Consider the following 14,055-nt stretch of genomic DNA (forward strand, 5'->3'; position numbering starts at 1 on the left):
TCCACATCCCCTCGTCCGCGGACGGCAGCGCTTACCCTTGAGAGCGAGGGGGCCACGGCGCCTGGGTTGGCTGATGAACACCGTCCATTCGCGCATGTCGGGTTGAATTAATTCGTGGCGAGGAGGAGGCGGGTTCATCATCCAACAGCTGCCGGAGTTCCGCTGGGTCGAATGCCATCATTGGTGGGGAGGCGGGCTCGTCCTCCAACAGTCGCCGCAGTTCCGCTGGGTCGAATGCCATCATTGGTGGGGAGGCGGGCTCGTCCTCCAACAGTCGCCACAGTTCCCCTGGCTCGAATGCCATCATTGGTGGGGAGGCGGGTTCATCATCCAACAGCTGCCGGGGCTCTTCCTCGTGCGGCAAGCGCCTCCTCAGCCGGTCTTGCAGCGCCTGCCGATCGGCGACGAGGTTGTCGAGGGGCAGCGGCTCGCGGCCTGGCCGCTGCCCTTCCACCAATCGTCCAACCAGCGCCCACGTGCCGTCCAGCACAAAGACGCCGCAATCATAATGGTTCGGCTGTCGGGCCATGGGGGCTGGCGCCAAGGTGGCGTTCAGCAGTCCTGCGAGCTGTGTTGCAGGCACGTCGTTGTAACCCTCTCGCTGGCGGGAGTCGTAGTGATAGGCGACCGGTCTTTCCGGCTCGCGGCGATCAACGAGCAGCAGCGACCAATGGGTGCCGAGCCTATCAAGAGTGCCATTGTTCACGGGCAGGAACAGGAAGTCGGCCGGGGCGGTGCTTTGATTATAGATGGACTGCAATGTGTGTTGCGCGGTGTTCGACCCCACATGACGCAGGAGATGGGATACCGACGGATCCACCAGCCGTGTCCGGGCGGCGAGCCTCGGATTGATCCCCTGCAGTTGCCCCTCCAGCAAATGGTAATCCCTCTGGATATGGGCGTCGCTCAGCCACTCGGTGGCGCCGAGCACCGACCCGTTGGCGACCTTGGACGAGGCTGTCGGACCGAACGCCCCGATCTGAGCATCGGAGGAACTGGTCGTTAGCGTCGTCACATCAACCAGTGGAAGACCGCGGTAGGTGTCTGGCAGCCTGGCGGTGACTGGCGAGGCGGGTTGAGGAGCTCTTGGCGGTGCCGCTGGCGCAACTTCACCCATGGGCCGAGGTCGAGGGTGATGGATGAGCTGAACCTCATTGGGTTCTCCCGCCCCCGGAACGGCGGCGGACCCTGTCCCTTGTATCACGGGCTGCCACTCCCTCTCGCGGAGCATCTGCCGCTGCGGACGCACAGGTGCAGAATGAGCATCGTCGCGCAAGTCGGACGGCGTGGGCGCATTCAGATCAACAAAAGACTGAAGACCGCCATAGGTGTCTGAGCGCACTCTGGCAGGGTGCGCTGGCGCAAAGTGAGCATCGTCGCGTAAGTCGGACGGCGTGGGCGCATTCAGATCAATAAAAGACTGAAGACCGGCGTAGGTGTCTGAGCGAGCCCCGGCAGGGGCGGGTGGCGCAAAATGAGCATCGTCGCGTAAGTCGGACGGTGTGGGCGCATTCAGATCGACAAAAGACTGAAGACCGCCGAAGGTGTCTGAGTGCACTCTGGCAGCACGGTTGTCGCCGCCCACGGTAACCGGTGTTGAATTTTGGGTCCGATCGGCAGGACGCTTGAAGCGGTCAAGATCTTTCTTCGGCGCATCATGTTTGTTGATGCGGCCCCGCCCGACCTGCCCTTCGTTGATAGCTTGCAGCGAGGTAATGGCCGGCATCTGCAGGCGACCGCCCGAATTAGCGATTTCGCTCGGCTGCCGCTCGGCGGCAAGGCCTTGCGAATCGTCCAGCGTCCTCTGCCTCTTCGCCGGCCTCAACAGCGCTTTGGAATGTTCGTTGTTGATGATGACCCACTCGGTTGGCAGGTGGTTGCCCCTGTCAACCGCGCCAGGCGAGCGCCGAATCTGCTGTTCGCTGACCGCTAACAACGGCCGGGCGGCAGCCTCAACCCCAGCCTGCCGAGAGCCGGCTGCTCCGAAAGCGCCCGCCCCGATGCTGTTGAGGTTATCCAGTCCAGCGGGCAACTTCCCTGGACCGGTGAAAACTGACGGCGCTGGTTGATTATCCTGCTGTGCCCGAAGCTCCTTTGGCCAACTGCCGACTTCCTGGGACGTGCTGCGCTGCGCAATCGCCTCGCCGACCCGCCTCGGGTCCAATAGCGCCGCGTGTTCGGCATCAGGAACGGAGGGAATATGGCGCTCGCGCTGCATCGCCTTAGCCCCGGCATGCGATTTTCGAAGACAAGCCAGTACGTAACCAGTCTTTCGATCACCACCGGCCTCCTTAAAGCCCTTGACATCTCCATCCAATGCCTTGCCGGAAAGCCGACCAGCAAGACCCTTCTTGTTGTTTTGACGCAGGTAGTCACTGAAGCCCCGAAGTGCAGTTGCATTCCTTTTGCCGGTCGATTTCCCTGCTTCGTTTTTGTACTCATCGATGAGGGCCACATCCTCGGGGTGAGGAGTCAACTCAGCGCGGGCTGTGATCGGCACGATGCCCCCCATCGACTGCGAGGTCCGGAGATGATTTATAGCAAGAGTGAGGGTCTTGGGATTACGCTCTCCGAGGAACGTACGCGCATCCTCGGTCAGTGACTTGGGGTCGAGCCGATCCTTCATGGGATCTTTGTTGTTTGCGAAGAGCCAGCGGCCAAAGCTGAGAAGAGAACCTACATACTCCTTGGCGGTGCTCTCGGCGGCATTGCCTTTGATGAGGGCCTTCCTAAGCCCCAAAATAAGTGAAGTATCCTCGGGATAGAGAGGCTGGTTCCTGCCAAACGGAGCTGACTGAGCCGGCTGCGGCGCCGAGAACGGGCCCGGTCGGTCCATCAACTCCAAAGGCCCGTCCTGATCGTGGGCCGCCGCAGCAAGTTCCTTTGGCCAACTGCCGACTTCCTGCGATGCGCTGTGCTGCACATCGGCGTCGCCGACTCGCCTCGACTCCATCAGTGCCGCGTCTTCGGGATCAGGACCGGGGGGAACATGGCGTTCGCGCTCCATCGTTTTAGCGCCGGCATGCGATTTTCGGAGACAAGCCAGCGCGTAGTCGATCTTTGGACCACCACCGGCGTCCTCTTTATAGCCCTTGACATCTCCATCCAACGTCTTGCCGGAAAGCCGACCAGCAATGCCCTTCTTGTTGTTTTGACGCAGATAGTCACTGAAGTTCCTGAGAGCCGTTGCATTCCTTTTGCCGGTCGGTGTCGCTGCTTCGTCTCTGTACTCTTTGATGAGAGCCGCGTCCTGGGGATACGGACTCAACTCAGAGCAGCCTGCGATCGGCACGATTCCGCCCGTCGACTGCGAAGTCCGGAGATGACCTATTGCCGTAAGGAATTTCGCGGGATTGCGATCTCCGATGAACTCGCGCGCATCATCGGTCAGCGACTGCTCGTCGACCCGGTCCTTCATGGGACCTTTGTTGTTTGCGAAGAGCCAGTGGCCAAAGCTGAGAAGAGAACTTACGTTGTTCCTGGCGGTGCCCTCGGCAGCGTTGCCCTTGATGAGGGCCGGCTGAAGCGCCAAAATAGACTCAGAATCCCCGGGATAAAGAGGGCGCCTGCTGAGCCGTTTCAAAAACTGAGCCGAGTGAGGCGCCGAGAACGGTCCCGGCATTGCTCCACGACCTCCATCTGATTTGGCGATTTCGCTCAGTTGCCGCTCAAAGGCGGCCGCACCTACGGACGGAGCCGCGGGTGAGCTCTCTTGCAGGCCGGCTCTGTTCGATTGTCCGCCCACCCGCTTGGTCGAGGTGAAATCCATCCGTTCTCACTTTCAGCAACAGGTCCGTTTTGGGTGGGCTTGAGTCTGCCATAGGGAAGCTGTCGAGAACCTGACGACTACGTGCCCGCCAAGACGGATGTGCTGCATAGTTTTCGGCAACCAGAGGCATGGCCTTGTGTTTCGCCGGAGAGTTCAGACGCTCAAGGCCGCCATTTCCTCCCCTGCCACACACGCCTGTAGGGGAGCATCGGTCGCTGCGATGATGGAGGCTGTATTTCTGTGGTGCCGGGATCGCAAGATTTTCGGTCCGTGGCGCAAGGAGATGGAGCGGATAGTGCGCTCCGAGCGGCAACGCTTTCTGGAATCCTTTCTTGGCGGTGTTGCGGATCGGCTTCGCCCGGAAACGGTCGCGCTGATGGAAACATCGCTGGCCGATCCAGATAGCCCGACCGGGTTGCATACGATCAAAGGAGATGCGGGTGCAGCCACGCTGGACAACATGCTTGCCCTGGCTGATCGGCTTGCCTTCATCAAGAAGCTGGATTTGCCGCGCGATCTTCTATCCGCTGCCGGCAAGACCTGGATCGATCAGATCGTTCGGCGGGTCGGCGCCGAAAAAGCGTCGGAGATGCGCCGCCACGCCTCGAGGCGGCAACTGGGACTCTATACCGTTTTCCTGATGATGCAGGAAGCACAGATCATCGACGGCATGATCGACCTGTTGGTGGAGACCATCCACAAGATCGGGGTGCGTTCGAAGCGCAAGGTGGTGGCCGGCATCGCGCGTGACATCGAGAGGGTTTACGGCAAGGAGCGGCTGCTGGTCGATATCGCGGGTGCCGCGATCGAGGCGCCGGGTGGCCGGGTCTGTGATGTGATCTTTCCGGTAGCGGGCAAGGAAAAGCTAGCGGCGATCGTCAAAGAGTATCGGGCGAAGGGCACGCTCGAACGGCGCATCTACCAGGTTATGCGTGGATCCGATGCCGGTCACTATCGAAGAATCCTGCCGAAGCTTCTTTCGGTTCTGGAGTTTCGTTCGAACAATGCCGTGCTTGGGGCGTTGGACTGGATCAGGCGGGCCTTCGAAACGGGTTGCCGCGTGGTGCCGCGGAACGGGGTGCCGATCGAAGGCGTCATTCCGCCGAAATGGCGCGGCGCGATCATCGGAAAGGATGGGCGAATCAATCGCATCAGCTATGAGCTTTGCGTCCTCAGCCAGTTGCGCGACCGCATCCGGGCCAAGGAAATCTGGGTGATCGGGGCGGACCGCTATCGCAATCCGGACGACGATCTGCCCAAGGATTTCGAGAGCCGACGGACGGCCTACTACAACGCGCTCAACCTGACGTCCGATGCGCGAGCTTTCACGCGCAAAATCCAGGCCGAGCTTGAGCGGGAACTGCGGCTGCTGAATGCCGAACTCCCCCGCAACGACGAGGTACGCATTCTCTGGCGCGGCGAGAACCGCATCTCGATCACGCCGTTCCAGCCGCTGCCGGAACCGCAGGGCCTCCGATCGGTCAAGGCCGAGATCGGCCGGCGTTGGCCGATGACGGAACTGCTGGACGTCTTGAAGGAGACGGCACTCGACACCGGCTTTCTGGACGCCTTTGAAACGTCGGCTTCCCGTGTGGCGCTTTCGCGCGGCGCGCTCGACCGGCGCTTGATATTGTGTCTCTACGGATTGGGCACGAATGCCGGCCTGAAACGCGTGGCGGCCGGATGCCCGGATGTCAGCTACGAGGAACTGCTTCATGTTGGCCGGCGCTTCATCCATCGGGATGCGCTGGGGCGGCCTGCGGACGTGTTGCCAATGCGACGCTGGCAATCCGCAACGCCGCCATCTGGGGCGAAGCCGGCACGGCCTGTGCCTCGGATTCCAAGAAATTCGGCGCCTGGGACGGCAACCTTATGACCGAATGGCATGTCCGCTATGGCGGTCGCGGCGTGATGATCTACTGGCACGTCGAAAAGGGTTCAACCTGCATCTTCTCGCAGCTCAAGCGCTGCTCGTCCTCGGAAGTCGCTTCGATGATCAAGGGCGTGCTGCGGCATTGCACCGACATGGAAATCCAGCGGCAGTATGTCGACAGCCACGGCCAGAGCTCGATCGGCTTTGCCTTCTGCCATCTGCTGGGGTTTGAACTGGCGCCGCGCCTGAAGGCGATCACCCGGCAGAAGCTGGCGCTGCCGCATGCAGGCCTGCGCGCAGAATTGCCCAACCTGCTTCCCGTTCTTTCAAGCGGCATCAACTGGGAGGAGATCGAGCAGCAATATGACGAGATGGTCAAATATGCCGCCGCCATGCACGGCGGAATAGCCGATCCGGAAGCGATCCTGCGCCGCTTCGCTCGCGCCGAGGTGATGCATCCGACCTACAAGGCTCTTGCCGAGCTCGGCCGGGCGATCAAGACGATCTTCCTGTGCCGGTATTTGCGCCACGAGAAATTCCGCCGCGAAAGCCACGAAGGCCTGAATGTGGTCGAGAACTGGAACAGCGCCAACAGCTTCGTCTTCTTCGGCAAGGGTGGCGAGATCGCCTCGAACCGGATCGATGAGCAGGAGATATCGGTGCTGGCCCTGCATCTGCTGCAGGCGTCGCTTGTCTATGTGAACACGCGCATGATGCAGTCCGTGTTGAGCGAGCCGAAATGGTTGGCGCGGCTGACGCCGGAGGATTATCGCGGCCTGACGCCGCTGATCTACGGGCACGTCAATCCTTATGGCCGCTTCAACCTCGACCTGAACACCCGGATCGATTTTGAGCAGAAACAAGCGGCCTGAAGCATCGAAGGGAATGGTAGAAATGCCTGTATCTAAGAAAGCCCCGAAAGAAGGCAGTGGCGAAGAAGCCGGAAAATGACAATGCTCTGCCTCCGATGCCAGACCGGCGCGGCATGGAGGGGTTCATGGCAGGTCTTTTCGGCGGAGGGCGTGGGAGCGACCCGACGGACGCTGCGCAAGACATCATGTATGAGGCTTGGGAAGCAACCAGTCGCAGCAAGCGTATTTCGCTGGCCAGGAAAGCGCTTAAAGTCTCGCCGTTGTGCGCCGACGCCTATGTGCTGTTGGCCGAAGAAGAGGCGGGGTCTGTCGAGGAAGTGCTGGACTGCTACCAGAAGGGCGTCGCGGCGGGTGAAGAGGCGCTGGGCCCTGACGGGTTTGAGGAATATGCCGGTCGCTTCTGGGGTTTTCTCGAGACGCGCCCCTACATGCGGGCGCGGGCAGGTCTTGCCGCCGTACTCTGGCGGCTTGGTCAGCATCAGGAGGCCATCGACCATTATCAGGCAATGCTCAAGCTAAATCCGAATGACAATCAGGGCATCCGCTATGTGCTGGCCGGGCGTTTGCTGGCGCGCGACGATATCAAGGCCCTGAGGAAGCTTCTCAAACAGCACGAAGACGATGGCGCTGCTGCATGGCTCTACACGCGGGCACTTCTTGCCTTTCGTGAAAACGATCCGGGCGCCGGCAAGCTTGCCGAGGAGGCCTGGCTCGCGAACAGCCGTGTGCCTGGCGTCCTTTCCGGCAAGCAGCCTTTGGTTGCTTCCATCGACGGCTATATCACCTTGGGGGGCGAGGACGAGGCAGCAGACTACGTCGAGGAAAACGGCCAGGCCTGGCAGGCCACGCCCGGTGCAGTCGCGTGGCTGGCGGAGGTGACCAGAAAGCTGAAACCACGACGACGACGATGGGCGTCGTCTCACGCCGTACTGTCTATCAGGTGAGGAAGGGCAAATGATGAAGGGCAGGCTCATAACCCATCTGACGCCAGCGACATGCGAAGAGATCCAGACCCGAATGCTCGAGGTCTGCCAGAAGATCGCTGAGGACCACGGCCTGGTCATCGAGGGCGCCGGATGGCGCGGCACGGATACCGGCTTCTCCTTCGAGCCCGTGTTCCGCGTCAGCATTCCCGCTTGCGACGGCACCGCGTTCAACCTCGAAAATGACAGGTTCGAGTTCTCGCAGAGCAATTCGGATTGGCCCCTTCGGACTTCGGACGCGAGTTCCGCACCGCAAGCGAACGGTTCCGGATCACGGCATCGATCCAAAGCGGCCACGCCACCCGATCTCCGCTGAGCGAATTCCCGACCGCAGAGGATTCAAATTTGCCGCCGAAAATGTCGCCATGCTCCTCCAACCCGAGGTGAGCAAGCCGTGAAGTTCTCCGATTGTTCCGCAAGTTGGCCAAAATCGCAGCTTCGGGCCGATTAGGCCTGGATAGATGTAGCTGCATGGCCAGAGCGTTCATCGCCTCTGAACTTTGTCCCGATCGACCCTCACTGCCGCGGGAAAATCGGGACGATTGGTGTCCTATCGATTTTTTGATTTTTTGCAGCGAGATGTTCGGTCATTCTCTGCGGATCAGAAACGCAGCCCAGTCGATTGCGGCAGTTCCGCCAGCGAGTGTAGGAGGGGCATCAGCACGAAAGTAATTTTCGCCCTCTCGAAAATCCAGCGCGAGCATTTCCTGATCCGCGAATATGCAATTCGAGAAATCACATCTCTCAAAAGCATATTTATAATTCGCATGATGATTCAGTGAATCAATCGAGTCGACACGAGCGACACCGCAATTCTTGAACATGGATCTCTCAAATCGACTGTCCACCGTTACGCCCTTCCATCGCGCTATTGTTACCCCGTTGAATGATGCATTTTTCAGGCTATCAATTTCGTATTCGTCATCGACTGGAAATTCCCCTCCGAAATATCTTACAGAGGCGAATCCTGGAATGTAATGCCAGTATACAGGATCATCGTCGTAATGGTGATCCTCTTCGGGTTCCACAACGTAGAAGGTGATGCTTCGACCGGTGTTAAAACCCGCCTCGTCTCCGGACCGCATGACTCCGGAAATCTCCTCTCGATGCCAGTTGCCGTGATAGTTACGCATGTGATCTTCGACAAAATCAGCGAGCAGGTTCATTGCGCTCCACGCGTAGTCCCCTTGCCCGCTATGAATGAGCACGCTTAGAGTAGCGACACCGGCAGACACATGGGATGGTTTGCTTGGCTCGCTCAAAAGTTTAGCTCCCTCTTGAAGGAGTCTTGCGCGCCCTTCGTTCTCAGCTTGATTGGCCTGCCGAACGCTAATGGAACCTCGCCAGCTAACCGTGCAAAAAGTTACCAGCGCGAACAGTGCAACGCCGAAGGGGGCGAGCGCTTGGGCCAAGCGGGTATCATGCTCGCCATCGAAGCCGTCTCCGAAAATGAACAGAAAAGCGGCTACGATAGCGACGGCCGTGAACGTCGCACTGACGATAGACAACACATACCAATGCTTTTCGGTAATAGTTGGCCACTCGCCGGTTGAATCCTTGCCCCTACGCTCGGTCACATAATCTCCCAGCCTCGACGTTTATTCGCAGCACATGTCAGCATGGCGTCAGTCTTGTAGCGCTACAGATTCAATCATGGCGCTCGACAGCAACGGGGAAGATCGACGCAAGGTCTTCCTCCACGTCTATCTCGAATTCCGCGGCGAGCGCCGAAAGCTGCAATCCGAAGATTGCCCGCAACTCCCCCAACGCCACGAAATAGCCGGGCGTCAACGGGCGCTCGCCGTGATCATGCGACCGGATCGGTGATCCATGATCGACGTCGTTGCGCAGGCGATAGGCGATGTTTCGGTAGTCCGGCGGCGCATCCTCCAGAAAACGCCGGGAGGCTGTGCGCAGATGCCGGACGCGCCGTGCAGTTGGCGAATTCTCGGGAAGGTCGTTCAAGATTTGCGTAAGCTCATTGCGAATCTGAATTACCGACTGATCAACTTGGTCCGGAAGCTCGAAATGCATCGGCGCGTAGAGCACACGCCGATTCTCCAAGAAATTGAACAGCCGCAAGATCACCGTCCGTTGTGCGACTGGCGGATCCCAGCTCGCGCTAATACTGAGGAACCCGATGCCGGTGAGCCTGCTTCGAATGGCGTCGAAGCTTCGCCGAACGATTGCCATCTACTGCCTCTCCACTCCAGATTCGCATCATTGGCGCGGTAGGACGTAAAAGGAAAGCCCGGCGTTTGGCCGGGTGTAGCTCGCCGCAACCATCTAAAGAGATCGTTGACGCGCCGACGCGGTTGCGTTGTTCCCGTGACGGGCGACGAAAGAGAGCCGCGACCTGCATCGCGGCCCGAGCAATGTCCGACCACGATGATTTGGAACATCTCAATCTGTTGCTGATATTCACTCTTGAGGAGCTCTTGCCTACCGAGCGTATTGAACGTGGCCTTGACCAAATTGCTATCTGCCCGCTCGCGGAACTACCGCCGGATGTTTCCAGCGGGAAAATGGAAGCTGACCCTAGACTCGAAAATCTCGGGACATTTCCGGCTGGCTCAAGATAGCGAGGTAGAGCTTAGCTGCCTTGATATCGTGTCGATTTCCGTCAGCAAGGCCCTCTTGTGGCACACAGTGGATATCCGCGCTGGTGGCAGAACAGATTCGCTATCGGCGCTGCCGGGCACGCTGGCGATGGCCCGGCCGAGATCGGCCTGCGCGAGATACTGTCTGTTGCCTTCGGTGATCTCCCGAAGTCTGGCATCGACATCGAGCAAATGATCCGTCTCTGTGCCGATGAGGTCGAAGAGATGGGTGTTGATGAACGCATGAAGGTCTGCGGCCAGTTGCTCGGACGCATCCCCCGACAGACTCGACAGATTGTCCGTTCTGCCGCGTGCGCGGATCTCGACGGTATGCCACAGCAGCGCCTTGCTGGTCGAAACCGACACGATATCGAGGCAGCTGAGATCAACATCGCCATCCTGGCTCAGCCGAATGCGCCCGGACAGCTTGGGGTCCAGGGTCAGCTTCCATTTTCCGGAAGGAAACATCCGCGCAAGGAAGCCAGGGCGGTATGTGCGCGCACGGCCAGATAGCAATTTACTCAGTGCCACATTCGATCTGTCCAGTAAATCAGGGCTCCCAAGGAGCTGATTATCATCAACGTATTGAGATGTTCCAAATCATCGCGGGCAATCGCAATGAAATGTTCGCAGCCAAAGCGCTGTCCCGGGATCTCGGGTCATCCTGGCATAGGCCAGTCAGTGAGCTGCTTTGATTGTGTGTCAGAACATCGTCAGGCTGCGGTCCCACGCGTCATATTGGTCGTATAGACGCCGCTTGGAAGTGAGCAAATGGTTCGAGATTGTTCACAAGCCCTTGCGAGCCCTGGTGCGTTATGCATGGGAAGCTGGCGGCTGAACGAGATCACCGCCGAGCAGGTGGGCACCGGGACCACTTTCGAGGTTTACATCGCTGTTCCGCTGGCGCTGGGGTGGAACGGGCTCCCGGCCAAGCCGCCGGCCCCGAGGCAGGGCTCATTGAGATGATCCGACCGCCTTGGAACAAGATGGGGGTAGAGCATGATGAAGCGTTGGCAGCGTGTCTCCATGGACGCGAGCGCCGAGGATGGGATCACGATCATTCGCATCACGCGCGGCCGCAAGGGCGACGCCATGGCTACCGTGGAATCGTTGGAGTGGTTTGAGCCGGACGGTCACGAATACACCGGCTACGCCGCGGCTCAGGAAACGGGGCGGCGTCCTGCCGTCGAGGTGCTCGCCGACTTTAAAAAGGTGCGGGCAGTCGTTGCGCTTGAGAGCGACGACATTTGGGATCCGGCATGGGTGACCTGCTGCCAATCGGCGGTTAACCGTGCCCGACAATAGCGGGCACAACATGCTGCTGAAGTGGCCGTCCGGAAGCGCTACCGGAAGTGCCGCGTCTTGACCTTGATATGGTCGATATGGTCATGGGCATCGACGATGTCGCGCCCCTTCGGCATGCCTTGGTGAGAAACATGAAGCCTTTGGCCGAGCCCGGCCGCTGCCGGACCAGCACCAGGCCGGCGGCCTCGAGCCAGCTTCTGTCTCGCGCCTGCATGGCTTCCTGACAGGTCACGATGCGGCGCCGGTTAGGCGGCACGCCGATTTTGGGAACGCTTGCCTGTGAACTGAAAAATTGAAGGTCGGACTTGCGGCACATCGATCACGTTCAAATAAATAAGTTGCTGCCCGGCGAGGTCGTTTCAGCGCATCTCGACTGGTGGTCGGCAAGACAATGGGGAACGGGAATGATCGCAGGCGTAAAGGGACGGCTTTGGGGCCGGAAGCTTCGGGCCTGGAACCGGACCCCAGTTGGGCGCAAGCATCGTGGCCTCCGCCCGGCCAGGCATTCACCGGCTCGGGAAATGCCAATTGATTCTGCTCAACCGGGCATGCCTAAACGGCCACCTGCGTTCCGATCTCAACCACACGTCCGGTCGGAATCTGGAAATACTCCGTCGCATCGGCTGCCGTGCGCGCTAGGCCGATGAACAGCTTGTCCTGCCACACCGGCATGCCGGAATTGGGTGACGCCTTGAGCGAGCGCCGCGACAGGAAGAAGGAGGTCGTCATAATGTCGAACTTCCAGCCCTGCTTGCGGCAGATCGCCAGCGCGCGCGGAATGTTGGGCTGCTCCATGTAGCCGAAGGTCAGCGTCACCCGCATGAACAGATCGTTGATGGTTTCCATCTTGACCCGGTCACTGTCGGGCACGACAGGCTGCTGCGCCGTCACCACCGAGAGGATGACGTTCTGTTCATGCAGCACCTTGTAGTGCTTCAGGCTGTGCATCAGCGCGGTCGGCGCGCTGACCGGATCGCTGGTCAGGAACACGGCCGTACCGGATACCAACTGCGGTTTCTTCTTCAACAAATTGGCGGCAAGGAAATCGAGCGGAATCTCGTTCCTGCGCGTCTTGTCGAACAGGTACCTGGTGCCTCTTATCCAAGTCCACATGGTCATCACGATCCCTGCGGCAATGGCAAGCGAGGCCCAGCCGCCTTCGAATACCTTGACGATGTTGGCTGCAAAGAAGCCGGTATCGATGAAGACGAACACCGCCATTAAGGCTATCGCGACGCCGAGCGGCCATTTCCAGATGCGCGTCATGACGACATAAAGCAGTATGTTCGTCACCAGCATGTTGCCGGTCACCGAAATACCGTAAGCCGAGGCCAGTCTGCTCGATTCGCCGAAGCCGACCACCAGCAGCATCACCACCAGCGCCAGCAGCAGGTTGACGCGCGGCAGGTAGATTTGGCCCGACTGTTTTTCCGACGTATGCAGGATCACGAAACGCGGCAGCATGTTGAGCTGTACCGCTTGCCTGGTCAGCGAGAAGGCGCCGGAGATCACCGCCTGGCTGGCGATCACGGTCGCCGCCGTCGCCAGCACCACCATCGGGATAAGCATCCAGCCTTCGTTCATCTCGAAGAAGGGATGACCGACGACACCGCCATTCGCCAACACGAAGGCGCCTTGCCCGACATAGTTGAGCAACAGGCAAGGAAACACTACCGCCAGCCAGGCAAGCACGATCGGCTTGCGCCCGAAATGGCCAAGGTCGGCATAGAGCGCCTCAGCGCCGGTGACGGCGAGAAAAACCGCACCAACCGTGACGAAGGCGACTTCGGGCGAATTGATCAGGAATGACACGATATAATGCGGGCTGATTGCCAGCAGGATTTCCGGGTCGTCCATGATGTGGTTGAGGCCGGAAAGGCCGATGGCCAGGAACCACAGCGCGGTAACGGGCCCGAACACCAATCCTACGCCGCCGGTGCCAAACCGCTGTACCGCAAACACGATCGCCAGGATGGCCACTGTCAGCGGCACCACATAGGGCTGGAATGTCGGCGTGACGACATTCATACCTTCGACCGCCGACAGTACCGAGATTGCCGGCGTAATGACTGCGTCGCCGAAAAAAAGCGCCGCGCCGACGATGCCGATGCCGAGGATCACCGCAGAGCGGGTCGGGAAACCGTTGCGCGCCAGCGCCATAAGCGACAGCACTCCGCCCTCGCCTCGATTGTCGGCGCGGAGCACGAACATGATGTATTTGATCGTCACGGTGATCGTCAGCGACCAGATGATCAGCGACAGTACGCCGAGGATGTCGCCACGGTTGGCGACGTTGCCACCGGCTGATGCATGCAACGCCTCGCGAAATGCATAGATCGGGCTGGTGCCGATATCGCCGTAAACGACACCGAGTGCGCCCAGCATCAGCACCTTGGTGCTGTGCTGCTCGACCTCAGAATGGCTCGATTGTTCGACAGGTTCTGCCTCGTTACCAGCATTGGTAAGGGCCATGGACGACACTCCGATAAGCGCGCGGTGCTCTACGCTTGCTGCACTGCAATATCAAGTGCCGTAACGTAATGTCTGCCGGCATCGCCTGTCGTTGCTCGCCTTGGCAGACTCGCCAGCCCCGAAGCCCTACCGACGAGCAATAGCGCACCGGCAGAACCCTCAAGCGCCCAGATCAATGAAT

At 59.7% G+C, this 14,055-nt stretch carries 8 protein-coding genes and 2 pseudogenes; 4 read left to right on the forward strand and 6 right to left on the reverse strand.

Annotation, left to right across the window (positions count from 1 at the left end):
• Positions 1-31: 31 nt before the first annotated feature.
• Positions 32-3,769, reverse strand: a complete 3,738-nt coding sequence (locus tag ACZ89F_RS24595) for a Ulp1 family isopeptidase (protein ID WP_476094609.1) — start codon at positions 3,767-3,769, stop codon at positions 32-34.
• Positions 3,770-3,971: 202 nt separating this feature from the next.
• Here ACZ89F_RS24595 and ACZ89F_RS24600 point away from each other — a divergent pair.
• From ACZ89F_RS24600 to ACZ89F_RS24610, 3 genes and pseudogenes are all read left to right on the forward strand, one after another.
• Positions 3,972-6,514 (forward strand): annotated as a pseudogene (locus ACZ89F_RS24600) (Tn3 family transposase); the annotation flags it as partial.
• A 125-nt stretch (positions 6,515-6,639) separates the two neighbouring features.
• Entirely contained in the window at positions 6,640-7,458 is an 819-nt protein-coding gene (locus ACZ89F_RS24605; protein ID WP_476094610.1) for a tetratricopeptide repeat protein, read from the forward strand.
• 10 nt (positions 7,459-7,468) lie between these two features.
• On the forward strand, positions 7,469-7,813 hold the full coding sequence (locus ACZ89F_RS24610) for a hypothetical protein (protein WP_476094612.1): 345 nt from the start codon (positions 7,469-7,471) through the stop codon (positions 7,811-7,813).
• A 271-nt stretch (positions 7,814-8,084) separates the two neighbouring features.
• Here ACZ89F_RS24610 and ACZ89F_RS24615 read toward each other — a convergent pair whose 3' ends face one another.
• From ACZ89F_RS24615 to ACZ89F_RS24625, 3 genes are all read right to left on the reverse strand, one after another.
• Positions 8,085-9,074: a hypothetical protein gene (locus tag ACZ89F_RS24615; protein WP_476094614.1), complete on the reverse strand. Its 990-nt coding sequence runs from the start codon at positions 9,072-9,074 to the stop codon at positions 8,085-8,087.
• Between the two features lie 70 nt (positions 9,075-9,144).
• Positions 9,145-9,690, reverse strand: coding sequence for a DUF6650 family protein (locus ACZ89F_RS24620; RefSeq protein ID WP_476094616.1), 546 nt, complete (start codon positions 9,688-9,690; stop codon positions 9,145-9,147).
• A 380-nt stretch (positions 9,691-10,070) separates the two neighbouring features.
• On the reverse strand, positions 10,071-10,628 hold the full coding sequence (locus tag ACZ89F_RS24625) for a hypothetical protein (RefSeq protein WP_476094617.1): 558 nt from the start codon (positions 10,626-10,628) through the stop codon (positions 10,071-10,073).
• A 468-nt stretch (positions 10,629-11,096) separates the two neighbouring features.
• Here ACZ89F_RS24625 and ACZ89F_RS24630 point away from each other — a divergent pair, with 468 nt between their 5' ends.
• Positions 11,097-11,402, forward strand: coding sequence for a hypothetical protein (locus ACZ89F_RS24630; protein WP_476094618.1), 306 nt, complete (start codon positions 11,097-11,099; stop codon positions 11,400-11,402).
• Positions 11,403-11,528: 126 nt separating this feature from the next.
• Here ACZ89F_RS24630 and ACZ89F_RS24635 read toward each other — a convergent pair.
• Both ACZ89F_RS24635 and ACZ89F_RS24640 read right to left on the reverse strand, forming a co-directional pair.
• Positions 11,529-11,649, reverse strand: a pseudogene (locus ACZ89F_RS24635) (OB-fold nucleic acid binding domain-containing protein); the annotation flags it as partial.
• Between the two features lie 305 nt (positions 11,650-11,954).
• Positions 11,955-13,874, reverse strand: coding sequence for a potassium transporter Kup (locus ACZ89F_RS24640; RefSeq protein WP_476094619.1), 1,920 nt, complete (start codon positions 13,872-13,874; stop codon positions 11,955-11,957).
• Between the last annotated feature and the right edge of the window lie 181 nt (positions 13,875-14,055).

It is taken from the genome of Mesorhizobium sp. USDA 3734 (genome assembly GCF_056279665.1).